Source organism: Dactylosporangium sucinum (genome assembly GCF_014647515.1).
GTDB lineage: Bacteria > Actinomycetota > Actinomycetes > Mycobacteriales > Micromonosporaceae > Dactylosporangium > Dactylosporangium sucinum.
Genome location: NZ_BMPI01000028.1, coordinates 18989 through 45488, shown reverse-complemented (window position 1 = coordinate 45488; position 26500 = coordinate 18989). Strand labels below are relative to the sequence as shown.

The following is a 26500-nucleotide window of genomic DNA, read 5'->3' as shown; positions in this document are numbered from 1 at the left end:
CTCTCATCCATACAGGAGTTCGCAATGACGGAAATCGACCAGGCCATCCTGAGCCGGAGACGCTTCCTGGCTTCGCTCGGCATCATCACGAGCGGAGTCGCACTCGCCCCTACCCTGGCCGGTTGCGACGCCGAACCGACGCCGGCGCGGGAGCGCACGCCACAGCAGGGCGGCACTCTGATCTTCGGGGTGACGTCGATCTCGCCCTACGTCAACCCGCTCGCGTCGACGAACTCACGCATCCAGTGGGTCACCGACCCGATCGTGGAGTCGCTGTACACCTACGACGAAGCAGGCAAGTCGGTCCCACTCCTGGCCGACGGTGAGCCCACGGTCTCGTCCGACAGGCTGACCTGGACGATCAAGCTGAAGAGCGGCGTCACGTTCTCCAACGGAGACGCCCTCACGGCGGAGCACGTCGCCGCGGTCCTGAAGTTCGTCTCGAATCCCAAGTCGTACAGCGACTGGACCAGCTACTTCGGCACGTACGTGACGGACGCCAAGGCGCTGGACCCGTCGACGGTGCAGATCTCACTGAGCAAGCCGTACGGCGTCATGCGGTCGCACCTCAACAGCCTGCCGATCGTGCACAAGGATTTCGTGGCGAAGAACGACACCACGGTGGGCACCGGACCGTTCAAGATCGACAAGGTCGTGCAGGAGCGCAGCGTCGACCTGGTCGCGAACGCGTCCTACCACGGCACCCACTCCTGGCTCGACGGGGTCCGGTTCACGGCCGTCCCCGAGCCGGCCACCAGGCTCGTGAACCTCCGTGAAGGCAGGATCCATGTGATGACTGACGTGCCGCCGGAGAGCGCCACGACCCTGCGGGCGGACGCCAACATCCAGCTGCACTCCGTGGCGGCGCCCACCGACATCATGACGTACTTCGTCGCGAACAAGCCGCCGTTCAACGACCCGCGGCTGCGGAAGGCGATCGCCTACGCGATGGATCGCAAGGGTGTCCGCGACGTGGTCTACGCGGGCACGGCGCAGATCGCGCGCGGCCCGATCAGCCCCTCGGAGGAGGGGCACAACCCCGACTCGGCGAACTACGGCGAGGAGCCCGACGTCGCGGCGGCGAAGCGGCTCATGGCCGAGGCGGGCGTCGACACCATCGAGTTCTCCCTGATGATCTCGAACACCTCCAACACGATGAAGAACGTCGGACAGGTGCTCGTGGAGGGCTGGAAGAAGGCGGGCATCAAGGCCACCCTCGAGACGCTGGACACCAGCGCGTGGGTGACGAACTGGGGAGCCGGCAAGTACCAGTTGGCGATGACCCTGTACGAGAGCGGGTTCGGCAGCGGCCACACCTGTTTCACGGTCATCGCGCCGAAGCACTCGGCCCACCCGCTGAACTTCGGCTACGCGAACCCCGACGTCGACCGGCTGATGGGCGAGGCATGGGAGACACAGGACGAGGCGGAGCGGACGGCGAAGTGCAAGCAGATCGACGCCCTGCTCGCGGACGACGCGATCGGGATCCCGCCGGTCTACCCCAAGTTCATCGTGGCGCAGCGTACGGATGTGACCCCGATCAACGAGGACCTGATGTCCGTCGGGCGGCTCAAGGCGGCGCCGCTGCGAATGCAGGCTTGAGGTTCCCTCGGTGTCTGAGCTGCTCCGAGTCGAAGGACTGAACGTCACCTACCGTACGCGCGGCGGGTTGCTTCCCGCCGCGCGCGGCGTCTCGCTCACGCTGCGGAAAGGCGAGATCCTGGGACTGGTGGGTGAGTCGGGATCGGGCAAGAGCACGGTCCTCACGGCCCTGATGCGCATGCTGCCGCGGAGCGCCCGGGTCGCGGCGGGGCGCGTCGATTTCGACGGAACAGACCTGCTCTCCCTGGGCGACGCCCCGATGCGGCGGCTGCGGGGCCGCCGCATCGGTCTCATCCCGCAACGCCCGATGACCTCGCTGTCCCCGGTGACGACGGTGCGCAAGCAACTCGCGCTGCTCAGCGGCGGTGTGATCGACGACGTGCGCGCCCAGCGGCTGCTCACGGACGTCGGGCTCGGAGGCTTGTACGACCGGCTGGGCGACTACCCGTTCCAGTTCTCCGGTGGCCAGCTCCAGCGCATGCTCATGGCCGTCGCCGTTCTCGCCCATGAGCCGGACCTCGTGCTGGCCGACGAGCCGACCACCACCCTGGACGTGACGGTCCAGGCGCAGATCCTGCGCCTGCTGCTCGACCTCAGGAACCGGCTCGGCAACTCGGTGATCTTCGTCAGCCACGACCTCGCGGTGCTGTCCCAGGTGTGCGACCGGGTCGGTGTCATGTACGGCGGGCAGCTGGTCGAGGCCGCCGAGACCCGCGATCTGTTCACGAACCCCCAGCACCCGTACACGCGCGCGCTGCTCGACGCCATGCCGTCCCGGCGCGCGCGGGGGGAACGCCTGCGCGCGATCCCCGGCACCGTCAGCGGCTCGCAGCGCCTGCCCGGGTGTCCCTTCGCGCCCCGATGCGACGTCGCCACTGACCTGTGCGCCGCCGAGGCTCCACCGCCCCGTCCGGTGGCCGGCTCGACGGTGCGCTGCCACCACGCGGGAGCCACCTCATGACCGCCGATCCCCAGCTGGACCCCATGGTCCGCATCGCCGGCCTCGTCAAGCACTTCCCGGTCGGAGGTTCGCGGCGTTCGAGGCAGGTCGTGCACGCCGTGGACGGGATAGATGTCGACGTACCCGCCGGCGAGACGCTGGCGATCGTCGGAGAGTCGGGATGCGGGAAGTCCACCGTCGCCAAGACGATGGTCGGCCTGACAACGCCGACGTCCGGAGAGATCCTCATCGGAGGGCGGCGCCTCCCGCCGGTGACGTCGAGGGCGCGGCACGAGCGTCGCCGAGTGCAACTGGTGTCGCAGAGCCCGTGGTCGGCGCTGAACCAGCGCAAGACCGTCCGGCACATCGTCTCGCAGCCGCTGGTCGTGCACCGGTTGTTTCCGTCCCGCCGGCAGCGGGAGGGGCGGGTTCGTGAGCTGATCGAGCGCGTCGGCCTCGCACCCGAGTATCTGGATCGGCGGGCCTACGAGCTCAGCGGCGGAGAGCTGCAGCGGGTGACCATCGCGCGCGCGTTGGCGGTCGGTCCCGATGTCCTGGTCCTGGACGAGCCCACGGCCAGTCTCGACGTCAGCGTCAAGGCGATCCTCGTCAACCTGCTCGCGGACCTGCAGCGCGACCTCGGGCTCACCTACGTGCTGATCACCCACGAGCTCGACATCGTCCTGCACCTGGCGGACCGCGTCGCGGTCATGTACCTCGGCAAGCTCGTCGAGGTCGGCCCGGTCGTGGACGTCTTCGGGCGCCCGGGCCATCCGTACACCCGCGCGCTGCTGGCGGCGGTGCCGTCCGTGAACGACCTGGGCAAGCTTCCGGTCGTCTCGATACGGGGCGAGGTTCCGTCCGCCATCGACGTGCCGGCGGGGTGCAGATTCCACACCCGGTGCCCCTTTGCCGAGCAAGCCTGCCGTGCAGCGGTTCCGGCGCTGGTCGGGAACGGCGACGCGGCCGTGGCCTGCTTCCGGCTCGCCGACCTGCCGAGTCCGGCGGCCGGCGCCCTGTCCACTCTCGCGAGTCGAACGGAGACCAAGGCGTGAATGACATCGACATCGCCGGCAACGGTGGATACTCGACCGTCGAACTGGCGAAGGACGAGTGGACGCTCGGCGTCGTCCAGTCGCGCGTGCACCCCTCGGCGAACGACGCCGAGCAGAAGGCCAACCTCGCGCACATGCTGCATCTGATCGACAACGCGTTCCACTACGGCCACGGCCCGGACTTCCTCATGTTCCACGAGTTCCCCATCAGCGGCTGGGACTCCTGGACGAGGTCCGAGGCCGAACGACGAGCGATCGAGGTGCCCGGTCCGGAGACCGAGCAGATCTCCGCCAAGGCGCGCCAGTACGGGTGCTACATCTCGTTCGGGGCGTACGTGAAGGATCCCGATTGGCCCGGCCACCTCCTGAGCGTCACGACGCTCATCGGTCCCGACGGTCAGATCCTCGCCAAGCACTGGAAGGCTCGCAACGTGAAGGGAGTCTTCCCGGGGTTCGAGCTCTTCACGACGACGGTCCATGACGTCCTCGACGAGTACATCGAGCGGTACGGTGCGGATGCTGTGCTCCCCGTGGCACGGACGCCGCTGGGAAACATCTCGATGTCGTCCACCCAGCTGGAACCCGAGCTGTACCGGGCGCTGGCGATGAAGGGCGCGGAACTCGTGTTGCGCACCGTGACCGGCAGCTTCTACGAGGTGGACGTCCGGTCTACCGCCTTGCACAACGGAATCTACTGCGCGGTCGCCAACAACTCGCTCCTGTTGCCCGAGGGACCGTTCTTCCAAGACACCGGGGCGGGCGGATCGGCGATCTACGGCCCTGACGGCGAGGCGCTCGCCGGTCCGGCGGACAAGTTCGAGACGCTGCTGACGGCGCGGATCCCCATCCGGCGGTTCCGGGCCCGGCATCGTCAGCCCAACATCCACCTCGAGCTCGCACGGCCGGTCTTCGACAGGTACGTCGGCCGCTACGAGCCGAACCTCTTCTCCAGCTATCAGCCCGACAGCCTTGCCGATGCAGCCGCCTACCTGGCCGACAAGTCTCGGTGGGCGGCAGCACCACGTACGGCCGGGTGATGAGCCGGGTGGTGTTCGACCGGCCGACAAGCGTTCAGCCATCTCGCGCTCATCGATGCGGCGTCGGCGAGCGCCGGCACCGACCGGACCTGATCCGCCAGGAATTCACCGCCCCGGTCCCTGGCAGCGCTCGCCTAAGGCGACCGGAGACCGGGTAGGCCAACCCGGTCTGCTCGGATGTCGCCTGGCGGATTGTGGTGCGTATGAGTTGGCTCCGCTGTGCCTGCGCTGATCGGGTTCACCCGGTGTCTCATCCGGTCATGATCAATGATCGACAGGCGCAAGGGCTCGTCGTGCGGCGAAGCCTGAGCGTGGTTGGCGGTGCGGCAACGGCCCTACGCCGCTCGGACCGTGCCGCGAACCGCTCGCCGGCACGCCGACACCTGCGGCATGTCGTGATGCGGAGGAGGATGAGTGATGCCGGCACACCTGGTCGCCTGGCTCGTGCGGCCGAAGCCGCCGCCGCTCGCGCTGGGGATCATCGTGGGCGCGCTGCTCGTGGCGGTCGAGACGCTGCTGGTCTATTCGCTCGGATTCGTCGCGTCGCGCGGCGCCCTGGCGATGATGTTCCTTCTCGGCGTACTGGCCATCTCCGTGGTGTGGGGCATGTGGCTGGCCGTGGCGGTCGCGGTGGCCAGCGTCGCCACGTACAACATCTTCTACGTCCCGCCCGTCCGGCGCCTCGACATCACGCACTCACGGGAATGGGTGGAACTCGCGGTGTTCCTCGCGGTGGCGGTGCTGGCCAGCGCGATGGCCCAGTTGGCCCGCGCCCGGGCCGTCGAGTCGGTCGAACGCCGCCGGGAGGCCGACCTCCTCGCCGACCTGAGCCGGCTCATGCTGTCCGCGGGCGATCCGCGCTCGGTACTTCCCGAGGTTTCCCACCGCTTGGCGCGAGCGCTGCACCTGCCGTTCGCGACGATCGAGCTCGACAGCGTTCCAGGCGACGAACGGCAGATCGCGTTCCCGCTGCGATACGGCTCGCGGACCGGCACCCTGCTCGTCCCCGCGGGCCTGCCGGAGCTGACCCTGCGACGCCTCCGCGACCGGGTGACGCCTCCGCTGGCGACCCTGCTCGCGGCCGCGAGCGAGCGCGAGGACATGAGCAGCTCCCTGCGTGAGCTCGCAACGGAGCAGGCGAGCCTGCGGCGGTTGGCGGTGCTCGTCGCTCACGGCGCGCCGCCGGGCGACGTCGTGGCCACGGTCGCCGCGGAGACAGCCGCGCTGCTGGAAGCGGACGCCACAAGGCTGTTGCGGTCCGAGGCTCCGGGCACGGTCACCGTCATCGCGGAACACGGCACACCCGGCCTCCAGCCGCTGCTCGGGCAACGGCTGCCCGTCGACGGTGGCGTCGTCGAGCAGGTGCTGCGTACCTCCCGCCCGGCACGGGCGGACAGCTACGACGACCGCGACGGCACGCTCGCAGATCTGGCCCGCCGCGAAGGCTTCAGCTCGTCGGTCTGCGCGCCGATCGTGGTCGAGGGCCAGGCCTGGGGCGCACTGGTGGTGCTGTGGTCCCGGCGCGCGCCACCACCCGGCACCGAGGCGCGGCTCGCCGAGTTCGCCGAGCTCGTCGCCACCGCTGTCGCGAACACCGAGAGCCGGACCGAGCTCAAGGCGTCGCGGGCCCGGATCGTCCTGGCTGCCGACGCGGCACGCCGCAGGTTCGAACGCGATCTGCACGACGGCGTCCAGCAACGCCTCGTCTCGGTCGGCCTCGAACTGCGTGCCGCGGAGGAACTGGTGCCGAACGAGTCCGGTGAGCTCAAGGCACAGCTGGGACGCACGAGCGAGAGTCTGGCGACTGCCTTCAAGGACGTGCAGGAGATCTCCCGGGGTCTCCACCCGGCCGTGCTCTCCCAGGGCGGCCTCACGTCCGCGCTCAAGGCGCTCGCCCGCCGCAGTCCCATCGCGGTCACGCTGCATACCGGCCCCAAGCGCCCGCTACCCAGTAGCGTCGAGGTCGCCGCCTACTACGTCGTGTCGGAAGCGCTCACGAACGCCGCCAAACACGCACACGCATCCGCGATCGACATCAACGTCGACAGTGCCGTCGACGACGGGACGGCGCAAGAGAAGCTCGTGCTGTCGATCCGCGACAACGGTGTCGGGGGCGCCGACCCGACCCGCGGCTCGGGGCTCGTCGGCCTCAACGACCGAGTCGAGGCCCTCGGCGGACAACTACGGCTGACAAGTCCGGCCGGCCACGGAACGTCGCTGCTCGTCACGCTGCCGACCGAAATCGACGACGAGCCGGTCGGGCGCGCATGACGGATCGCCGGTCACTGTCCGCGTCGATGCCGAGGAGCCGCGGCGCGTACGGGAAACCGACGTCCTGGAGATGCTGCAACAGCTCGTGAATGGTCGCGGACCACGGTGCAAGGGGCGACGCACGGTGTCGGCGATGCGCACCACCTTGCGACGCGGAGCATCCTGCAGGACCTCGTGGTCACTCATACGCACGACCGTACGTGGTCCGGCCCGCACCACGGCGTGCTCAATCTGCGGGTGCCGGCTCGGTGGGCCGTGCCGTGAAGAAGCGGGTGATGTCGTCCGCTGCGGTCGGGGACAGCATCATCGCCTGGACTCGTGCGGACATCTCGGCGATCGGGTGAGTCCTGGCGAACATTGCCTCTTCGTACGTCCGGATCGCCGAGTCCGGGTCGGCGGGGTTGGCGGCGAGCTCGCCGGCGAGTTCGGCGGCGTCGAGCATGGCCTGATTGGCGCCCTCGCCGACCGGCGCCATGAGGTGCGCGGCGTCGCCGATGAGGGTGATTCCCGGCTGGCTGGCCCAGCGGGTGCCGATGGGCATCGCTTCGATCCGGCGGGGCGTCGGCGCGCCGTCGCCGGCTTCGATGAGTGCGGTGAGGCCTGCGTCCCAGCCGTCGAACATGTCGAGCAGGGCACGCTTACTGCGGTACGTGTCGATGTCGTGATTCTCCGCGCGCAATGAGATCCCGACTCGTATGCTGCCGTCGCCGAGGCGTTGCGCTGCAAGGATCTGGTTCACGCCGATGCACCACAGGTTTCCGGGGCCGACCAGCTCGGCGAGATCCGGGTGGCGCCGGTCGGCGTCGCTGATGTTCAGCTCCACCAGGGTGGCCACGTAGGACAGTCTCGCGTCGGTCAGCAGCGACCGGACGACCGAGCGGGCGCCGTCCGCGCCGATGAGGATGTCGCAGTCGGTGCCGTGGCCACCGTGGAACGTCAGCTCGAAGCCCCCGTGAGGTCGTGGCGTCGCCGCGACGAGCCGGTGCTGCCACGCGACCGCGTCGCCGGGGAGCGAGTCGAGCAGGAGATCGCGCAGTGCGCTCCGGTCGATCTCGGGACGTCCGGAGAACGAGCCCGGTTGTGGCTGGTGGTGCACGAGGGTGTGTCCGGCCGGGTCGAGGATGCGATGTTCTTCGCCCTCGGGCCGCGCCTCGGACCGGAACCGGCCGGCGAGACCCGCCTCGGCCAGGGCCTGTTGCCCGGACTCCGGGTGCAGGTCGAGTGAGCCGCCCTGCGATCGCGCGGATCGGCTCGCCTCGCGTTCGTACACCACCGCCTCGATGCCGTGCCGGTGCAGGACTCGTGCCAGCGTCAGGCCGCCGAGGCCGCCACCGGCGATCGCGATTCGCATCTTCATCTCCGTTACCGTACACTGTATCGCATGGATACACCGCACGGTAGCGAATCGGTGCCCGTTTGGGAACGGCCCGAGCCTCAGCCGCGGGCGGCGCCGGTGCCGTTGAGCCGCGCGAAGATCGCCGCCACGGCGATCCGGCTCGCCGACGAGCACGGCCTCGACGGACTGTCGGTTCGCAAGATCGCCAAAGAGCTCGGTGTCGGTCCGATGCGGCTCTACGACTACGTGATCAACAGATCCGAACTACTCGATCTGATGGTCGACGCCGTCTATGCCCAGATCGCCGAGGCCGGCCAGCACTCCGAGTGGCGCGCCACGGTCCTGGCCGTCGTTCGCCGGACCCGTGACGCCGCTCTTGCGCACGAGTGGTTCTCCGACCTGCTCGGCGGACGGCCACACCTGGGACCGCATGCGCTCGCCGTGGGCGAATCGACCGCGGCGGCGCTCAGTCAGGCCCCTGGCGTGCGCGGCATCGACGACCTTCAGCGGGCCTTGGGCGCCCTCAACGCCTTCATCATCGGAGCGCTCCGCCGAGAGGTCACCGAGCGGCGCACCGCCCGTTCCACCGGCACCGAGTTGACCGCCTGGCAGGCCAGCCTCGGCCCCTACCTCACACGCATGCTCGAGACGGGCCGCTATCCCACCGTCGCCCGGCTCGTCATCGACGGCGCCCACCTGAACGCCGAGGAGACCTTCAACCACAACCTGGCCACCATCTTGGACGGCATCACCAGCCATCCCCACCCATGACCCACTGCGCCGGTTCACCAATCGACCGGCGGCGGCGCCGCCCGTGGCGCGGCGGCCCAGGGGCCGCCGCGCCGAGCGCTACCCGGTTGAGGGGATCGGGACGACGCCAGGACGTCGATGGCCTGGCGGTGGACGCCCGCCCGGGTCAGAACGTGTTCGCGTTGAGCTTGGTCTGCAGCTTGCGGGTGGTGTCCGGCCCCCAGATGCCGTCCTGGGTGGCGCCCACCTTCTTCTGCAGCGCCTTGACCGTGATCGACCCGACGATGCCGTCCTGGGCCACGCCGAGGTACTTCTGGAGGGCGCGGTTGGTCAGCGGCCCCATCGAGCCGTCGACGACCAGCGACGCGCCGTGCTTGTTGAGGGCCCGCTGGAGCGCCGCGCAGGTGGAGGGGCCGAAGATCCCGTCGACGACGAGCGCGCCGGTCGGCGGCTTCGGCGTCGGCTTCACCGGCGTGGCCTTGCCGGCGAGGGCCGCCTTCATCATGGCCGCCGACTTCGGGCCGTAGATGCCGTCGACCTCCAGCCGGTACTTCGACTGGAACGCCCGGACCGCCGCGTCGGTGAGGGGACCGAACTGCCCGTCCACCGTGAGGCCCGACTTCATGACGGTGTTCAGGTTGCCCTGCAGTTTCTTGACCGCGTTGCCGGTCGAGCCCAGGCGCAGCATGCCGTCGGTGGCGGGCATGGGGCTCGCGTCACCGTACGCCGGCCGTCCGTAACCGACGATGCAGTTGCTGCGCACCCTGCGCAGGAACATGTCGGACGTGTTCCCCTCCAGGGTGACGATGGTGCCGTTGCTGCGCACCGCCTCGACGATCCCGACGTGATCGATGTTGGCAATGGAGCCCGAGCCGCCCCAGTCGAAGAACACGATGTCGCCGGGGCGGATCCCGCCGAGCCCGTAGTGCCACCGCCCCGCGTTGGCGAACGCCTGTGCGTGCGCGACGGTATAGGCGAACTTGCCCATCACGGCGGAGAGGTTGCCCGACTGCGCGGCGATGTAGCTGACGCTCATGTCGCACCAGGGTCCGTCAAAGCCATACCAGGCGGTGACATAGTTGTGGTTCGATCCCGGCGGGCTCTCGGCAAGACCCAGCAGCTTGCGCGCCTCCGTCAGCATGCCAGCGACGGTACCCATGTCAGAACCCCCAGTCTTCGGGCAGGACCGTCACGTCACCGGTTACGACGACGGTCGGGCTCTGTGAGATGTTCCCCTGGTCGGGGTCGACGTCGAACAGGCCGGCGCCGCCCGCGGGCTCGACCGTCGTCTCGGTGAGCCCGGCCGCGCCGGCCAATGCCGGCTGCTCGAATCCGGGGTCGGCCTGGGCCTCGCTCACCAGGAGCATGGCGCCTATGCTGCCCGCCGCCACGGCGGTCAGCAGATTGCGTCGCTTCACTCAGCACCTCCCACTGTTGTGCTCACGAGGCTTCTGCCCCTGCGTCGGTCGCAGTGCGTTCCTCGGGCGCCTTCAGGGTCGGGTGGGCATCTGGCGAAAAGCTTGCGGAATCCTAGCCGGATGGTCCACGATCATCGTTTGTGTACGCATTCACGTCAGCCGATGACGTGCTGCGCCCGCGCGCACACTTTCGGCTGCTGGGGCCGCCCGAGGTCTGGGTGGGCGACCGGCTCGTGGACATCGGCGCGCCGAAGCGCCGCGCCGTGCTGGCCGCACTGCTGCTCGACGCCGGGTCGGCGCTCACCGTGGAGACGCTGATCGATCGGGTCTGGGATCAGCAGCCCCCGGGGAAGGCGCGCGATGTGCTCTACGCGCACGTGAGCCGGATCCGGCACATCCTGGCCACGCTGGCCGACACCACCGGCGATCCCATGGCGCTCGAGCGCCGATCCGGCGGCTACCTCGTGCGGGTCGATCCGGAACTCATCGATCTGCATCGTTTTCGATCGCTGGCGGATCAGGCGCGCCGGCCGGAGCGCAGCGACGCGGACCGCGTGAGGACACTGCGGGAGGCGCTCGCGCTGTGGCGTGGCGATCCGCTGGCCGGCCTGCCTGGCGAGTGGATGGCCAGGAAACGCGAGGGGCTGCGACGCCAACGCCTCGACATCGTGCTGGCGTGGGCCCGGATGGAACTGTCGCTAGGGCGCCAGGAGCTGGTGATCGACGCCCTGTACCCGCTGGTGGCCGAACATCCGACGGTCGAGCCTTTGTCGGCCCTGCTGATGAGGGCCCTGCATGCCGCGGGCCGCGGCGCGGACGCACTGAGCTGCTACGCAATCACCCAGCGGCACCTGTCCGCGGAACTCGGCGTCGACCCCGGGCCCGAACTGCGCACACTGCATCAGGCGATCCTGCGCGGGGCACCGGCCCGGAGTCAGGACGGCGACGACGCTGACCAGCCCGAGCCGGGAACGTCACCGGCCGGCGAGGTGCCGGCACAGCTCCCGCCGGACGTGCGCGGATTCGCCGGCCGGGTGGAGCAGCTGACCCGTCTGGATCGACTGCGGAGCTCGGCACGGGATCGTCCGGCCACGTGCACGACGATCGCCGTGGTCACGGGAATGCCGGGCGTGGGGAAGACGACGCTGGTGTTGCACTGGGCGCACCGGGTCGCCACCGCGTTTCCCGATGGCCAGCTGTACGTCAATCTGCGCGGCTTCGGCCCGGGCGACACGCCGGTGAGCACGGCCCAGGCACTGCGCGGTTTTCTCGAAGCGCTCCACGTGCCGGCCCATCGGATTCCGGCCTCGCTCGAGGCGCAGATAGGGATGTACCGCAGCCTGCTGGCCGACCGCCGCATGCTGATCATCCTCGACAACGCCCGCGATGTCGACCAGGTCCGCCCGCTGCTGCCCGGCTCGATGCGATGCATGGTGGTGGTGACCAGCCGAGACGGGTTGGCCGGCCTGGTGGCCACCGAGGGTGCCCGCCCGATGCGACTGGACCCGATGTCGGCCGAGGAGGGACGCCAGCTGCTGGTCGAACGACTCGGCAGCTACCGCGTCGACGTTGAAGCCGAGGCGGCCGAGGAGATCGTGCGTGACTGCGCCCGGCTACCCCTCGCGCTCAGTGTCGTCGCGGCTCGCGCGGCCACCCACCCGGCATTCCCGCTCGCCGTGCTGGCCAAGGAGCTGAGGGAGGCCCGCGGCGGCCTGGACGGGTTCGAGGCCGGCGACGCCACCGCGGACGTGCGCTCGGTCTTCTCCTGGTCGTACCGGCTGCTCAGCGCGGACGCGGCGATGATGTTCCGCCTGCTGGCGCTGCATCCCGGCCCCGACACCGGGACCCTGGCCGCGGCCAGCCTGGCCGGGGTCCCGATCCGACGGGCCCGGGCGATGCTGCGTGAGCTGACTCGCGCCCACCTGCTCGTCGAGCACACCCCGGGCCGATTCACCTGCCACGACCTGCTCCGGGTGTACGCCGTCGAGCTCGTCCACACCGAGGAGTGGGACACCGAGCGACGGGCGGCGACCCATCGGCTGCTCGACCACTACCTCCACACGGCGCACGCCGGCGCGTCGGTGCTGCACTCGGTGCGCGACCCCATCGAGATCAGCGCGCCGCAGGCCGGCGTCAGTCCAGAGCCGATCGCCGACCACGACCACGCACTCGCGTGGTTCACCGACGAACACGGACCCCTGATGGCCGCGATCCAGCTGGCGCTCCGCGACGACTTCCATGTCCACGCCTGGCAGTTGCCCTGGTCCGTCCACACGTTCCTCGACTATCGCGGTCACTGGGACGACCAGGTCACCGTCCACACCGCTGCGGTGGCCGGCGCCGGACGGCTCGCCGACCTGCCGGCGCAGGCATACGCCCTGCTCAACCTCGGAGCCGCGCACGGTCGGCTCGGCCAGTACGACAACGCCCACCTGCAGTTCCAACGATCGCTGGAGCTGTACCAGAAACTCGGCCGGCACTCCAACCAGGCACGCACGCACCTCAATCTCGGCCGGCTGTCCTGCTTGCAGAGCCACTTCGCCGATGCGGTCGAGCACGCCAGGCGGGCTCAAGCGCTGTACTCGGCCGACGGGAACCGCGCCGGCCTTGCCGTGGCGACCAACTCGCTGGGCTGGTACTACATCCAACTCGGCGACCATGTCCGGGCGATACAGGTCTGCACGGAGGCACTTGCCCTGCACGAGGAGGTCGATGACCGCAACGGGCTGGCCGCGACCTGGGACAGCCTCGGCGTCGCGAACGAGAAGCTCGACGACCACGCCCAGGCCACAAGATGCTACCGGAACGCACTGGAAGTACTCAGCGAGTTGGGCGACCGGTACAACGAGGCCAACGTGCTCGTACACCTCGGCGAGTCATACCGGACCGCGGCCCGCCACGACGCCGCGGCCGCCGCCTGGCACGAGGCCCTGGCGATCCTGGACGATCTCGGCCACAGCGACGCCGACGGCCTGCGGGAGAAGCTGGCGGGCCTGTCGGTGCCCTCCTCATGATTGAATTCCGCCGGAACATCGTCGCCGGGACTGCGGTGCTCGTCGTGGCCGCGGTGAGCGGCTGCGCACCGGGCACCGGCGACCGCGCGCAGCCGGCCACCACGGCGACCGGCACCTCGATGGTGACCAGCCCGACCGCGGTGCCGGGCACGCTGGTCTACCTGGACGTGGCCGCCGGCCGGCCCATCACCATGACCACGGTCACCGACGGTGCGGCCCGCCGGACCACGTTCGGCACCGCGACCCGCAGCGACGAGCACGTGCTCGTACCGTCGCCGGACGCGACCCGGCTCGCCGCGGTCGAGTCGCCCGACCCCGACAGCGTCGCGCCCGGCGACCTGGTGGTCATCTCCGCGGGAGGCGCCAGGCACACGGTCGCCACGAAGGTGATGTGGGGCGGCGGCTCGGCACCGGTCTGGATGCCGGACGGGCAGCACGTCATCGCGGCGGTCGGCGGCCAGTGGAGGGTCATCGACGTGGCGAACGGCGCGGCGACGCCCTACCCGGCCGGACCCAGGCCCGGGGCGGACGGTGGCTACCTCACCTGGTCGACCAACGGACACTGGCGCGCGATCGGCGGGAGCACCGACGTGACGGTGACCGCCGCGGACGGTACCGGCGAGGTCAAGCGATCGGTCGCCTCGCTCCCCGAGTGCCGGGAGGCGGCCGGCTGCCCGACCTCGGTGCAGGCGGTGTCCGACGACGGGCGGTATGTGGCGCTGGGCCACATGAACAGCGATCCGAGCCGGGTCACCGAGGCTCACCTCGTGCTCGACATGCGGACCGGCGGGCTGGTCAACCTGCCGCCGACCGCACCGGGCGGCAGCGTCGACAGGGTGTTCTTCCGGCCGGACGGCGGCATGGTGGTGCGCACCGTGACCAACGACGGCAGGTACACCTTCGTTCTGCTGCGCGCCGACGGCAGCACGCTCGCCACCCTGCCCGACACGACGCAGCAGCACCCGTCCGGCCGAAACCTGGTGACCTACCGCCCGTAGGCGCCTCTACAGCATCACGAGCGCCGATTGGGTGCCCGGTGGCGCGGTCTTCTACGAAGGCGACGGCGAACTCTTCACCCGCGCCGGCTTCGCCTATCTGCCCGGCGGGCCGACCGCGGACATCGGCGCCGTCTTGTTCGAGTCGCTGAGGTTCCGACACCTCGGCGGCGGCTGGTACCTCTGGACCGGCGGCGATCAGGCCGCGTTGGCCATTGCGCGTCGGTGCGATCGTGTCGCCTCGTCACCGCCAAGTTGGCCACGAGGTCTCCGGTATGAGGTTCTGCTTGGTCGCTGAACACGTACCGGAGACCCCTTCAGTTATCGATCACGTCAGAGGACTGGGCCGCGATCATGCATCGGGCATCTCGTCGACCGTCTCGATCGACGTGTGACGCAACCCGCCGTGCGCCTTGCCGACCTCGGCCTTCGCCCGGCGGATCTGATCGATCTCCCGCATCAGGTCGGCCAGCTCCAGATGGTGGCGGGGATGCGGCCGGGACGCCGCCTCCGCGCCGGCAGCCTTCAAGGCGTTGACCATGTCGCCGCCGGCGAGCCCGTCGGACGCCTCCGCGAGACGCTCGACCGTGAAGCCGGTCTCGCGCGGCATGTCCTCCGGGATGAGATGGCGCCAGAGGCGGACCCGGGTCGCCAGGTCGGGCAGGTCGAACCGGACATGCACCAGGATGCGGCGGACGAACGCGGCGTCGTAGTTGCGAGGGAAGTTGGTGGTGAAGACGACCAGTCCGCCGAAGGCGTCGAGTTGCGCGAGCATGACGGCGCGCGAGACGTTGACGCTGTGATCGGCGCTCTGCGTGACGCTGCTCAGACGGCTGCCGAGGATGGAGTCCGCTTCGTTGAAGACAAGCACGGCGTTCATCTGCCGCGCCTGCTCGAAGCACCGCACAATGTTCTTGGGGGTGTCTCCGACGTACTTGGACTCGATCTCGGCGTAACTCACGTCGATGAACGACCGGCCGAGGCGGGCCGCCACCGCCTCCGCCGCGAGCGACTTGCCGGTGCCCGGCGCCCCGTAGAAGTTCAGTGCCGTCCCGGTGCGGTAGGGATCGACCTTGCGCAGGTTCCACTTGAGGTAGAGCTCGTCGTGGTTCTCCAGCTGCTTGACCGCGAGGTCGATGCGGGTGCGGACCTCGGCAGGGACGATGAGGTCGGCTATCGTGCGGCGCGGTGTGCGCGGTTCGAACTCGATGGGCGTGTCGGCAACGTCGACGCGGGCAGGTTCCGGTTTCGGCGGTGGTTCCGCGCCTCTTCGGGTGACGGTCTTGTCCGGCGGCACCATGGACCAGTTGTTCATTGTCGCGCTGTGCTCCTTGTCGCTCTAGTCCACCAGCCGCAGGACGTCGCCCTCGGCATGCCCGGTCCGCTGCAGCGTGGCCCGCAGCTCCGGATCGTCGATGTCATCGATGTCGATCTCCTCGGTGGAGACCTTTCGCGTCACACCCGCGTGTGTCGTCACTCGCACCACCCGCCGCACGCCGACGGCCAGGCGGTCGAGGACGACGACGGCAGTGGCCAGTGAACTCTTGGTGAGGTTGTTGCGGCGAAGCCACCGCTGGAGCAGCTCGGCCACTTCGGGCCACGACGTCACCACGACGACCGCGGCGGTACCGACGACCGCGGCGACCACGGCCCAGACCAGCCAGATCATCGCCGCCTCAGTTCTGTGCCGCGGTGGCGGGCGGCACGGCTCGCCAGGTGAACCTCAGCGGCTGCTGCGCGCTGCCGGACAGGTACGCGGCCCGGGCCTGGCTCGGCACCAGGTCCCACGGCGCCTGCACCTGCGCCGTCGAGCGCCGCTTGCCGTCGCTGTAGGCGACGGTCACGGTCGCGGTCACGCCGGTGCGCGGGGAGCCGTCAGCGCCGAAGGCCACGGTCACCTGCCCCACCAGGCCGTCGAGCGCCGCGAGCAGGTCGGGGTCGCCCCCGCGCACCGCTCTCGCCAGGTCCTCCGGAGTGCTGGCGAGTCTGGTGGCCCATTCGTTGGCGTACGCCGTCAGCACCAGCTCTCCCATCTCGCGATGGGTTCGCGACTGCCGGTCGACGGCGGGTCCGGCCGCGGGCGTGCTCCGTCGTCGCGTCGCCAGGACGAGCACCACGGCCACCGCTGCCACGCCGACGACCAACCAGATGGTGAACACCGTTCCATCCCTTCTCATCGATTCACCCCTCCTGGGTGAGTTCGTCGCGGATCTTCGTGACGTCGACGGGGGCGAGCTCGTCGCGCATCACCTGGGCCCGGACATCCTCGGGCAGGTCGTCCCAATCGATCTCCTCCTGCGAGACGATCTTGACGATGGGCTTTCCGTTCATCGCCTGATTTCGCAGGTACGAGGTGATCTGTACGGCCCACCGTCCGTTGAACAGGCGGATGAAGTCGGCTGTCTCCCGCAGCAGGAAGTCGCGTACCCGTCGCCAGGCGCTGCGGATGGCCCGCCGGATGTCGACAATGGCGTTGTCGAGGCTCTGGAACGCCAGACGCACGTCCTCGGCGAACGCCGGTAGGTGTTCGTCCACCCACGGCAGCAGGCTGTCCACCGACCACTGCATGATCCGGGGCCAGTAGGCGACCACCACGCCGACCAGCGCGGTCGCAACGACCTGCGCCACGATCACGATGACGGGAATAGGCATCTGATCTCCACATCGATATGCCGACGTCGGTCGACCGGCTAGGAGGACCGGGGGAACAGCTGGAAGCTGGCGGACCGCTCGGTCGTCGTGAACGCGAGCCCGCGCACGTGCGCAGGCAGGTCGTCACGGGACATGCTGTGTTCGACCGTGATCGCCATGACCTTCGCCCCTCCGGCGCGATGCATGACCTGCACCACCCGAGTGGCGTCGGTGGCCTTCGGCCAGCCGTAGGTGACCCGGATTCGCAGCACCAGTGCGCGCAGGGACGCCACCAGGGCGGGCTGTGGGCGCGGGACGCGCGCCACCAGCGGGCGAGCCGCCGAGTCGTCACAGAGCTCGACCAGTGCCGGGTACAGTTCATCCGGCAGGCGTCCGGTGACCGTGGCAAGTTGCGACGAGAGCACGTCGTAGACGAGGGCGACCTCGGCGAGGTCCTGGCTGGCCACGTCGTCCGCCACTTGCTTGACGAGGTCACCCAGCAGTCGCATGCCGAACGTGATGACCCGGCCCCCGAGGGTCTCGTCCTGGCGTAGGTCGAGGGCTCGCTTCAGGTAGGCGCCGGCAGAGTCCAGCACGGGACCGACCGGTGATTCCGACATTCTCCACCTCCAGGGCAGCGGCGATCGCCACCGAGCAACGGCGGAATCCGCCCTTCGGTGGTTTGAGCAGGATGCTTGTCTGCACATCGACGCCGTTTTCTATGCCCACTATGGACAGAGCGTCGTTGTCACTTCCACTGTGTCCTCGTACCCTCTGACCAGGAGACGGAAGACGTCGATACGGGGAGTACCGTGACCGCTTCCACGTTCGGAGGACAGTTGCGGCAGCTCCGGCTCGCTGCCGGAATGTCGATCGCGAAGCTTGCGGAGCGCGTCCACTACAGCAAGAGTCACCTGAGCAAGATCGAGCGGGGCGAGAAGCGGCCGAACGTCGAGATCGCCCGGCGCTGCGACGCGGTGCTCGGCTCCGGGCGAACGCTCGCGGCCCTCCTGGAGGCTGACAATCCCGCCCTGCCCGCGGCACCTGGGTACTCGGAAGCCCTGATCGCATCGGGTGAAGGCATGCTGCCGATGGCGGCGGCGAGCGGTTGGGTGATCCGCCTCGGCCCCGACGGATCGGGTCAGTTCGTCGTCCCCGGCCACACCGGCCGCGAGTTCCTGGACAACCCCGCGCTCATGTCGTGGGCACCCGTCGCGGCCACCAAGGGATCTGCCGCCATGCTCGGCGGCACCATCGACGGTCTGCGGACGATGGCGCGGTCGATGAGTCCCGCGGTCATCTTCCCGGTGCTCGTGGGCACGCTGCAGGCGATTCGGATCGAGGCGGCCGGCGCCACCGGCGAGCGCTGGGCGCGCCTGATGAGCCTGCTCGGCCTCGGCACCGAGCTGGCCGGGTGGCTCGCCCAGGAGTTGGGCGACCACCACATGTCGACATGGTGGACCGACCAGGCGACCGAGATCGCCAGCCTCGTCGGCGACGACGACCTGTGGGCGTACAGCCTGATCCGCAAATCTCTGATGGCGCTCTACAAACGCAATCACGGCCTGGCGATCGGACTCGCCAGCGCGGCTGCGAGCCGTGCGGGCACGAGCCCGCGCACCGGATGGCTCGCCGCGCAGCGTCTCGCCCAGGCGCACGCCCTGGCCGGCGATGCGACGCTGTCCCTGCGGGCCGCCGACCGGGCGGCGACGATGCTGCCGACCCTGGAGAACCCAGCGGTCGACGACGCGAATCTCACCCAGCTCGTCCGCGGCTGGTGCCTCTACGAACTCGGATTCCTCGACCAGGCCATCGAGGTGTTCGACAGGGAAGTACCGAAGATCGGCCCCGATGCGATCAGGTCGACGGCCCGGTTCTCGATCCGGCAGGCCCTCGCCCACGCCTCCGCCGGCAACGTCGAGCAATCCTGCCACATCGTGCAAGGCATTGTCGGCGACGTCACCATGGTCGACTCCGCGACCATCAGGTCCGACCTGCATCTGCTCACCCACGGGCTGCACCGCTGGAACCAGCGGCCGCAGGTGGCCAGCGTCCAGGCCCACCTGAACGCGGCCATGCAGGGGCGGTTGTACCCGTGACGGGCCGCCCCCCGCAGGCGCCACGCAACGCCGTCTTCATCAGCTTCCGGTCCACCGACGGCGGCTACGCCGCGGGACAGATCGACGGCCGGCTGGGGGAAGTCTTCGGCGACCGCCACGTGTTCCGATCGGCTCGCTCCATCCCCGTCGGCGCGGCCTTCCCCGAGGAGCTTACGGCCGCGCTGCGGCAGGCATGTGTCATGATCGCCGTCATCGGGCCGCAGTGGGCCACGGTCGCCGACCGCGGAGGCCGCCCCCGGCTCGCCGACCCCGACGACTGGGTGCGGCGGGAGATTGAGTACGCCCTGACCGCGAACATCCCGCTGATTCCGGTCATCCTGGACGGCGCCGAGCGGCTCACCCGGGACATGCTGCCACCCAGCATCGCCGGGATCGCCGACCGGCAGACCGTCTACTTCCGCAGCCGCTTCGAGGCTCCCGACCTGCGCCACCTCGTCGACTCGATGCGTGAGGCGGTGCCCGCGCTGTCGGCCAACCACCTCCTCGTCACCCCCGAACCGCCAGCACCAGGATCCGTCGCCGCGCTGTTGCTGCCAGAGCACGCCGTCGTGCCGTTCGCGGGCCGCACAGCGGAGATCTCGGCACTACAGCACTGGCTCGACGGGCCCGACCAGCTGTCGATAGCCCTGCTCACCGGGCCGGGCGGCGTCGGCAAGACACGACTGGCCCAGAAGCTCGCCACCGGACTGTCCGGTCGCGGTTGGTGGGCCGGGGAGCTGTCCGCCCACGGCACCGTCGCCGATGCCCGGCACCTCAGCCGGCTCGACAGCAACGTCCTGCTGATAGCCGACGAAGCCGAGGGGCAAAGCGAACGGATCGCCGACATCTTCGCGGCGCTGTGCGGCGAGCGTGAGCGCTCCGTCGTGCGCGGCCTCATCGTGGCCCGATCACGGGGACGCTGGCTGGACGACCTCACCGGGCATCGCGACGTCCGCATCGCGGAGAGCGCGGCCCGGCTGCTCCACCTCGAACTCGCGCCCGACGTGCGCGACCCGATTGCCGAATACCGGCGAGCGTCGGCCGCGTTCGCCGGCAAGCTCGGCCTTCCCGTCGCCGACGTGGAGGCCGAGCTCGCCCACCTCGACGACTCCACCAGCCTGTCACTGCACGTGCAAGCCCTGACCGGGCTGATCGACGGGCCCGGCGTGCGGCCCGCGCTACATCCGACGACCCGGCTGCTGCAGCTGGAGGCGCAGTACTGGCGGCAGAGCGCATCCTCATACGACCTGGTCGATCCGTTTCGGGACCGGCTCGACACCGTGGTGCTCGCCGCGACAGCATTCGGCGGTCACGACCCCGCCCGCTTCGATCAAACCCTGGCTCTCATGCCGGAGCTGTCCGAGGAGCCCGGGCACGTGGTAGCCCGGTACAGAACCTGGGTGCTCGGCATGTACCCGAGCGGGGATCGCCTCGCCCCCGCAGCGCTACGCCCCGACATCCTCGGTGAGGAGCACGTTGCGCGAGCGTTCCTCACCCGGTCCGGGCTGCTCGCCAAGATCGCGCCGCAACTCGCGGGATACCAGCACCGGCGGGCTCTCACGGTGCTCAGCCGGGCCGCGACCCGCCACCCGCACCTGCACGACATCCTGATCGAACTGCTCGCCTCCGACCTACCGCGCATGATGACCCTCGTCCTCGTGATCATCAGAGAGCTGGATCAGCCCGAAGCCCTTGACCGCGCCGCGGCAGCGGCGCTGACCGCGCACGGCGACATCGACCTCACCGCCGATCTGGCCCGGATCGGACTGGGCGACAACACGTTCACGAGGCAGTATCCTCAGCTGGCTGCGGCACTGCACGACGGGATGCTCGCCAAGCTCAATCGGGCCCAGGCCGCTCATCGGGGCGGCTATCGCACCGCGAACGAGGCGCTCGGCTGGGCCGTCCCCAGCTTCGGGCTCGACGACACGCTCGCCGACGTCTGCTTCGCCGCGTTGGGGATGGTCAAGCGTCGCAGCCTCCGCGATGCGCTCACGCTCGCGACCAGCTACACGCATCTCGTGGCGGGCGCGGCCGAGCCGGGTCCGCCGCCGCGCCAGGGATTCGGTCCCGTGCCGATGTGGCACATGATCATGATGACTGCGGCCGTTGGGGACCAGCTGCGCCAGGCTCTCCGCGACAACGATCGAGCGGTCGTTCGCGAGATGGCCCGTCTGCTGGCCATCGCGGCGGTCTGCCGGCTGACGCTCGGCGACGTGCCCGCCGCCGTCGTCGACGCGGAGGCGAGCGTCGGCCTGATGCGCCCGCTCGTCGACGACCACCCCCGCGGTACGCCGACCCGCCCGACTCCGGTGGGTGCCGTCGGGCTGACCGCGGCGGAGGGAGCCGGCCTCGTCGCCGTCGCCCTGGCCGAAGACCTGCGGGACTGCCTGACGGTGGCCGGGCGGACGCTGGCCGCGGCCGGCGAGCACGCCCGAGCGGAGGAGGCCCGCAACGAGGCTCATCAGCTTGACCGCGAGCTGTCCCGGCTCACCGTGGAAGCCGAGTGCACGAGCGCCGATGCGCTGCGGCTGCTGCAGCACCACACCATCCCGCTGTTGGCGATGGCCATCAACGCGCGCCGCCTCCTGACCATCGTCAGCGCGGACCTCGGCTGAGCACGCGCAGCCGCCGACTGCCGCCGCGTGCCATCACCAGGCCCCCGCCGGCGCGGAAGAAGGCGACCTGTTCCTCATCGACCGGTGCGCGCGACCGGGCGAATGGTGAGGCGGGAGACCGCGACGAGGGTGGCACCGGCGTTCGCCTCGGCGACCAGTTGGCGGTGGCCGGCGTCGTCGGGGTCGCCGACGGTCGCGGACACGGTGAGCGTGGTACCCCCGTCGTCGGGCACCAGCAGCGGCCGTTTGAACTGGGTCTCATGGTCGAGCACTCCGGCCAGGTCGCCGATCCATTCGGTGACCGCCCGCGCGGTCAGCGCCATGGTGAGCATCCCGTGCCCGATGACACCGGGCAGTCCCGCCTGGGTGGCGGCGTGATCGCTGAAGTGGATCGGGTTGAAGTCACCCGACGCGCCCGCGTAACGCACCAGGTCCTGCCGGGTGACCGTGAACTCGCGGTCTGGCAGCTGCTGGCCGGACACGGTCCAGGGCTGCGGCGGTTCCGCGCCGCGATTGCCGGCCCGGGGCCGGGTCCCCCGTTCGACCAGCGTCGAGTATGCGGTGCAGACCGGCTCCCCGGCCGTGGTGGCGATCTCGCTGCGCGTGGTGACGATCTGGTGCACCCCACCGGACTGGATCTGTTCGATGTGGACGGTCACGGTCAGTTCGTCGCCGGCCCGGATGTCCCTCGTGTGCCGGAATCGCTGGCGCCCGTGCACCACCCGGCTGTAGTCCAGCCCGAGTGCCGGGTCGGACAGCGCGTGGCGGGTGGCGGGCAGGCTCAGCACGATGGGAAACGTGGGCAGGACCACCGGCCGGCCGTTCTGGCCGGGGGCGGCCGCGGTGGCCAGGACAAACTCCTGCATCTTCTCCCGGCTGACCCGGTACGGCGCGGTGGGTGTGAACACCTTGCCGATGAACGCCTCGTTGAGCGGCATGTTCTTCTCCTGATCGGGGTCTGCTAGAGCGCGGTGGCCAGCCACGCGGCCAGGTCGACGTCGGTGGTCTTGAGGGTCAGTACGTCGACCCCGGCATCCGCCCAGGCCGCCAGCCGGTCCCGGATCCGTTCCCGGGGTCCCACCAGGGCGAGCTGGTCGATGAGCGCGTCCGGCACCGCGGCGGCCGCCTCGGTGCGGTGCCCGTCCAGGTACAGGTCCTGGATGTGCTGGGCGGCCGCCCCGTAGCCGAGCCGGGACGCCAGGTCGGCGTAGAAGTTGCGGCCGCGCGTGCCCATGCCGCCCAGGTACAGGGCGAACACCGGGCGCAGCGCGTCCCGGCAGGCCGCGAGGTCGGCTCCGGGCGCCAGGTGCACCGTGGCGACGACCCGCAGCGGGCCCAGGTCCGCGCTGCGGCGGGCCAGCCCGGGGGCGAGGAGCTCGTGGTACAGCTCGGGCCGGTCGGGGCAGTAGAAGGCGGGCAGCCAGCCCTCGGCGAGCTGCCCGGCCAGCGCCACGTTGCGCGGGCCGTTGGCCGCCAACAGGACCGGAATCCGCGGGCGGGTCGGGTGCAGTGTGGCCTTCAGCGGGCGCGGTGGATCCCGGTCCGGCCGCGGGTACGGCAGCGGGTAGTGGACGCCCGGGTAGGTCAGCGGGTCCCGCCGGGCCACCACCGCGCGCACGATGTCGACGTACTCGCGAGTGCGGGCCAGCGGGGAGTCGAACGCGACGCCGTGCCAGCCCTCCACCACCTGCGGGCCGGAGGTGCCCAGGCCGAGCAGCAGCCGGCCCTCGCTGAGCTGGTCGAGGGTGAGCGCGGTCATCGCGGTGGCGGCCGGCGTGCGCGCCGGCATCTGCAGCACCGCCGTGCCCAGGCCGATCCGGCTGGTCACCGCCGCCAGGTAGGCCAGCACGCTGACCGCGTCGGAGCCGTACGCCTCCGAGACCCACAGGGAGTCCAGGCCGGCCGCGTCGGCGCGGCGGGCCACGGCGGCGAGGTCACGCAGGCCGGTGGAGTGTCCAAGGCTGAGTCCGAGTTTCATGAAGTCCCGGTTCTGTTCTGTATATAGAACGATCATTGTCTTGGTTTCGAGAACAGTAGGGACGCCGACGGTGAGCGTCAAGGGCCGGAACCGCGCCCGTCTTCGCTGGAAAAGCGGCGCTGAGGGTTGACACTCCCGGATGATCCATTCCATGATGTTCGGCACCTACACCTTGAACGACGTTCTACTGACAGACCGTCGGCGCTTCCCGACCGCTCTTCGGGACGCCGAGAGCCGGAGCCTCCGGCTCGTCGCATTCACACCCCACAGCCCTGCGCGCATTTCCCCCGTCAGGGCTTCCGGCCGCATTGCCCACCCCGCAGGGAGCGACCATGTCCCGTACCCGCGCGGCACGATGCCTGAGCATCGTGGCCACCTCACTCACGTTCGCCGCACTGATCACCGCCTGCGGCGACGGCAAGGACTCCGGCTCCTCGTCGTCCGGAAAAGACATCGTCATCGGCATGGTCGAGGACACCTCGGGCGGTACCGCGGCCACCTCGGCCGAGGCGAGCACGGGGATCTCGCTGGCCATCGACGAGATCAACAAGGCGGGCGGCGTCGGGGGGCGATCGCTCAAGCTGATCCGTCAGAGCGACGGCAGCCAGCCCAGCCAGACGCCGGCCGTGGTTCGCAAGCTCGTCAGCGACGGTGCCCGCGTCATCATCATGAACTCGTCGTCGGCGTCAGCCCAGCAGGTCAAGCCGGTCGTCGAGCAGGAGAAGATCGTGGCCGTCTCGGCGACGAACATCGCCACCGCCATCGCGGAACCGCCGAACAACACGTTCTCGTTCATCCTGGCCAACCCGATCACCGACATCGGCACCGTCTACGCGGCGGCGTTCAAGAAGACCGGCGTCACGAAGCTGGCTGTCATCACCGACGACTCGCCCACCATGGCCGGGCTCAACAAGGGGCTGCTGCCCATCTTCGAGCAGTCCGGCATCACCATCGTCGCCAACGAGAAGGCGCCGCTCAACAGCACCGACGTGGCGCCGCAGCTGAGCCGCATCGCCGGCGCCAAGCCCGACGCGCTGTTCGTGTCCTCACTGGGCGGGCAGCTGGAGGTGCTGTTCCACAACACCGCGCACCAGATCATGCCCGACACGCCGCGGATCTCCCTGGCGTCGATCGGCAACCAGCCGGAGACCTGGAAGCTGGCCAAGCCCGGCGCGTTGCGGCAGCTCGTCTACGCCAGCGCCATCTCCGCCGACAACGAGCGCTCGACCGAGCTGGGCGGCAAGCTCAAGGCCAAGCTGGGGGAGAAGTACCTCGGGCTGACCGCGTTCGCCGCGCAGGGCTACGACACCGTGTACCTGCTCAAGCAGGCGATCGAGAAGGCCGGCGTGGACAGCAGCCCGGCGCAGGTGCGGGACGGGCTCGAGCAGATCAGCAAGTTCCCGGCGAGCTGGGGACGGCAGGGCTTCACGATGAGCTTCACGTCCAGCAAGCACGTCGGCAGCGACGGGCTGTGCGGCATCGTGCTGCGCCGCTTCACCGAGCAGAACCAGCCCGGCGACAACTGGGCCGACTACCAGCCGCAGTGCTCATGACGGGCACGACGGGCCAGCCGCGCACCGCGTTCATCACCGGCGGTGCCCGGGGCATCGGGCGGGCGTTCGCGCAGGCGCTGGTCGCCGACGGGACCCGGGTGGTCCTGGCCGACATCGACGAGACGGCGGCGAAGCAGGCCGCCGCCGATCTCGGGGCCGCCGCGGCGCTCGGGGTCGCCTGCGACACCGCCGACGAGGCGTCGGTGCAACGCGCCGTCGACGAGGCGGCGGCACACTTCGGCGGTCTCGACATCCTGATCAACAACGCCGGCAAGCACCTGATGGCCTGGAGCCGGCCGGTCACCGAGATCTCCACCGCCGGGTGGCGGGAGATCCTCGACGTGAACGTGCTGGGCATCGTCAACTGCGCCCGGGCCTGCCGGCCGCACCTGCGCCGCAGCGACGCGGGTGCGGTACTCAACATCTCCTCGGTGTCCGGGTTCGCGGCCACCGACGTGTACGGCATCACCAAGCTCGCCGTGCGCGGCCTGACCGCCGCGCTGGCGAAGGAGTTCGCGCCCGACGGAATCCGGGTGAACTGCCTGGCCCCCGGGCCGATGGACTCCGAGTCGGCCATGGCCGACCTGCCCGAAGCGTTGCTTCGCGACTTCATCGCCAACAAGCAGCTCATCCAGCGCCAGGGCCGGATGGCCGACCTCGTGGGCGCCATGCGGTTCTTCTGCGGCGCCGACAGCGCCTTCATCACCGGCGAGACCCTGATCGTCGGTGGCGGTCACCCGCTTCGGGTCTGACCCCCGTCACAACATCCAAGGAGTGAGTTCCATGTCGTGGAGCCTGCATCACGTCAACCTGCCCGCCTCGGACGTCCGGGCGATGGCCGCCTTCTACTCGAAGGTGTTCGGCATGCAGGAGAAGACGTTCCCGTTCGTCAGCGACGGACGGGGCGCCCTGGAGACGGGCAACGACTTCGTCGCCCTGTTCGAGGACCACAACCAGCGGCAGATCCACATCTGCAAGCCGACCCCGTCGCTGCCGTGGGACAACCAGCTGCGGCTGCACCCGGTCATCAACGGGCACCTCGCCATCGAGGTCGATGACATCGACGGCGTGATGCGGCGGCTGGACGAGCTGGGCATGCCCTACAACGACGCCGGCACGTGGGCGTTCAAGGGGTACCGGCAGGTCTACTGCTACGACCCGTCGATGAACGTCGTCGAGATCAACCAGAAGCACCCCTGAGTC

The 26500-nt window shown here is 69.9% G+C and carries 23 protein-coding genes and 1 pseudogene; 13 read left to right on the top strand and 11 right to left on the bottom strand.

Features of this window, described 5'->3' with window-relative positions; translation table 11 throughout:
• The first annotated feature begins 24 nt into the window (after positions 1–24).
• The 5 genes from IEZ31_RS26890 (at position 25) to IEZ31_RS26870 (ending at position 6905) form a co-directional block, all read left to right on the top strand.
• Complete coding sequence (locus IEZ31_RS26890; protein ID WP_190252767.1) at positions 25–1602, top strand: ABC transporter substrate-binding protein; 1578 nt, start codon at positions 25–27, stop codon at positions 1600–1602.
• 10 nt (positions 1603–1612) lie between these two features.
• Positions 1613–2563, top strand: a complete 951-nt coding sequence (locus tag IEZ31_RS26885) for an ABC transporter ATP-binding protein (RefSeq protein WP_190252766.1) — start codon at positions 1613–1615, stop codon at positions 2561–2563.
• Positions 2560–3597 carry an oligopeptide/dipeptide ABC transporter ATP-binding protein gene (locus tag IEZ31_RS26880; protein WP_190252765.1) on the top strand — a complete coding sequence of 346 codons (1038 nt, stop codon included), beginning with the start codon at positions 2560–2562 and terminating at the stop codon, positions 3595–3597. The genes IEZ31_RS26885 and IEZ31_RS26880 overlap by 4 nt, the downstream gene beginning before the upstream one ends.
• On the top strand, positions 3594–4634 hold the full coding sequence (locus IEZ31_RS26875) for a nitrilase-related carbon-nitrogen hydrolase (RefSeq protein ID WP_190252764.1): 1041 nt from the start codon (positions 3594–3596) through the stop codon (positions 4632–4634). Before IEZ31_RS26880 ends, IEZ31_RS26875 begins: the two co-directional genes overlap by 4 nt.
• 417 nt (positions 4635–5051) lie before the next feature.
• Positions 5052–6905 (top strand): DUF4118 domain-containing protein, encoded by a 1854-nt coding sequence (locus IEZ31_RS26870; RefSeq protein ID WP_190252763.1) that lies wholly within the window; start codon positions 5052–5054, stop codon positions 6903–6905.
• 226 nt (positions 6906–7131) lie between these two features.
• Here IEZ31_RS26870 and IEZ31_RS26865 read toward each other — a convergent pair whose 3' ends face one another.
• Complete coding sequence (locus tag IEZ31_RS26865) at positions 7132–8262, bottom strand: FAD-dependent oxidoreductase (protein WP_229835872.1); 1131 nt, start codon at positions 8260–8262, stop codon at positions 7132–7134.
• Between the two features lie 24 nt (positions 8263–8286).
• Here IEZ31_RS26865 and IEZ31_RS26860 point away from each other — a divergent pair, with 24 nt between their 5' ends.
• Positions 8287–9012, top strand: a complete 726-nt coding sequence (locus tag IEZ31_RS26860) for a TetR/AcrR family transcriptional regulator (RefSeq protein ID WP_190252762.1) — start codon at positions 8287–8289, stop codon at positions 9010–9012.
• Positions 9013–9157: 145 nt separating this feature from the next.
• Here the strand turns inward: IEZ31_RS26860 and IEZ31_RS56870 are convergent, their stop codons facing one another.
• Together IEZ31_RS56870 and IEZ31_RS26850 are read right to left on the bottom strand one after the other, a co-directional pair.
• Positions 9158–10132, bottom strand: coding sequence for a peptidoglycan-binding protein (locus tag IEZ31_RS56870; RefSeq protein ID WP_229835871.1), 975 nt, complete (start codon positions 10130–10132; stop codon positions 9158–9160).
• A gap of 19 nt (positions 10133–10151) precedes the next feature.
• Positions 10152–10409, bottom strand: coding sequence for a hypothetical protein (locus tag IEZ31_RS26850; protein ID WP_190252761.1), 258 nt, complete (start codon positions 10407–10409; stop codon positions 10152–10154).
• A gap of 140 nt (positions 10410–10549) precedes the next feature.
• Between IEZ31_RS26850 and IEZ31_RS26845 the strand changes: the two genes are divergently transcribed.
• Both IEZ31_RS26845 and IEZ31_RS26840 read left to right on the top strand, forming a co-directional pair.
• A complete protein-coding gene (locus IEZ31_RS26845) occupies positions 10550–13423 on the top strand; it encodes an AfsR/SARP family transcriptional regulator (RefSeq protein ID WP_190252760.1) in 2874 nt (957 codons plus the stop codon).
• The gene (locus IEZ31_RS26840; RefSeq protein WP_190252759.1) at positions 13420–14421 is read left to right on the top strand and encodes a TolB-like translocation protein; all 1002 of its coding nucleotides are present in this window, start codon (positions 13420–13422) and stop codon (positions 14419–14421) included. The genes IEZ31_RS26845 and IEZ31_RS26840 overlap by 4 nt, the downstream gene beginning before the upstream one ends.
• Positions 14422–14770: 349 nt before the next feature.
• Here IEZ31_RS26840 and IEZ31_RS26835 read toward each other — a convergent pair whose 3' ends face one another.
• The 5 genes from IEZ31_RS26835 to IEZ31_RS26815 are packed head-to-tail and all read right to left on the bottom strand — an operon-like array spanning position 14771 to position 17645.
• Positions 14771–15718: an ATP-binding protein gene (locus IEZ31_RS26835; protein WP_190252758.1), complete on the bottom strand. Its 948-nt coding sequence runs from the start codon at positions 15716–15718 to the stop codon at positions 14771–14773.
• Positions 15719–15757: 39 nt separating this feature from the next.
• The gene (locus IEZ31_RS26830; protein WP_190252757.1) at positions 15758–16087 is read right to left on the bottom strand and encodes a hypothetical protein; all 330 of its coding nucleotides are present in this window, start codon (positions 16085–16087) and stop codon (positions 15758–15760) included.
• Between the two features lie 7 nt (positions 16088–16094).
• On the bottom strand, positions 16095–16595 hold the full coding sequence (locus IEZ31_RS26825) for a hypothetical protein (RefSeq protein ID WP_190252756.1): 501 nt from the start codon (positions 16593–16595) through the stop codon (positions 16095–16097).
• A gap of 4 nt (positions 16596–16599) precedes the next feature.
• Positions 16600–17052 carry a hypothetical protein gene (locus IEZ31_RS26820; protein WP_190252755.1) on the bottom strand — a complete coding sequence of 151 codons (453 nt, stop codon included), beginning with the start codon at positions 17050–17052 and terminating at the stop codon, positions 16600–16602.
• A 56-nt stretch (positions 17053–17108) separates the two neighbouring features.
• Positions 17109–17645 (bottom strand): hypothetical protein, encoded by a 537-nt coding sequence (locus IEZ31_RS26815; RefSeq protein ID WP_190252754.1) that lies wholly within the window; start codon positions 17643–17645, stop codon positions 17109–17111.
• Between the two features lie 99 nt (positions 17646–17744).
• On the opposite strand from IEZ31_RS26815, the gene IEZ31_RS26810 reads away from it, so the two are divergent.
• Positions 17745–19148, top strand: coding sequence for a helix-turn-helix domain-containing protein (locus IEZ31_RS26810; RefSeq protein ID WP_190252753.1), 1404 nt, complete (start codon positions 17745–17747; stop codon positions 19146–19148).
• Positions 19145–21766: a toll/interleukin-1 receptor domain-containing protein gene (locus IEZ31_RS26805; protein WP_190252752.1), complete on the top strand. Its 2622-nt coding sequence runs from the start codon at positions 19145–19147 to the stop codon at positions 21764–21766. Before IEZ31_RS26810 ends, IEZ31_RS26805 begins: the two co-directional genes overlap by 4 nt.
• Before the next feature lie 74 nt (positions 21767–21840).
• On the opposite strand, the gene IEZ31_RS26800 is transcribed toward IEZ31_RS26805, so the two are convergent.
• From IEZ31_RS26800 to IEZ31_RS26790, 3 genes and pseudogenes are all read right to left on the bottom strand, one after another.
• Complete coding sequence (locus IEZ31_RS26800) at positions 21841–22248, bottom strand: MaoC/PaaZ C-terminal domain-containing protein (RefSeq protein ID WP_190252851.1); 408 nt, start codon at positions 22246–22248, stop codon at positions 21841–21843.
• A gap of 63 nt (positions 22249–22311) precedes the next feature.
• Positions 22312–22632, bottom strand: a pseudogene (locus tag IEZ31_RS56865) (FAS1-like dehydratase domain-containing protein); the annotation flags it as partial.
• Positions 22633–22727: 95 nt separating this feature from the next.
• Positions 22728–23744: an LLM class F420-dependent oxidoreductase gene (locus IEZ31_RS26790; RefSeq protein WP_190252751.1), complete on the bottom strand. Its 1017-nt coding sequence runs from the start codon at positions 23742–23744 to the stop codon at positions 22728–22730.
• Positions 23745–24076: 332 nt separating this feature from the next.
• On the opposite strand from IEZ31_RS26790, the gene IEZ31_RS26785 reads away from it, so the two are divergent.
• From IEZ31_RS26785 to IEZ31_RS26775, 3 genes are read left to right on the top strand one after another with little or no spacing between them, the layout of a single operon-like run.
• Complete coding sequence (locus IEZ31_RS26785; protein WP_190252750.1) at positions 24077–25297, top strand: ABC transporter substrate-binding protein; 1221 nt, start codon at positions 24077–24079, stop codon at positions 25295–25297.
• Positions 25294–26049, top strand: a complete 756-nt coding sequence (locus IEZ31_RS26780; protein WP_190252749.1) for an SDR family NAD(P)-dependent oxidoreductase — start codon at positions 25294–25296, stop codon at positions 26047–26049. The genes IEZ31_RS26785 and IEZ31_RS26780 overlap by 4 nt, the downstream gene beginning before the upstream one ends.
• A 31-nt stretch (positions 26050–26080) precedes the next feature.
• Positions 26081–26497: a VOC family protein gene (locus tag IEZ31_RS26775; protein ID WP_190252748.1), complete on the top strand. Its 417-nt coding sequence runs from the start codon at positions 26081–26083 to the stop codon at positions 26495–26497.
• Positions 26498–26500 lie beyond the last annotated feature (3 nt).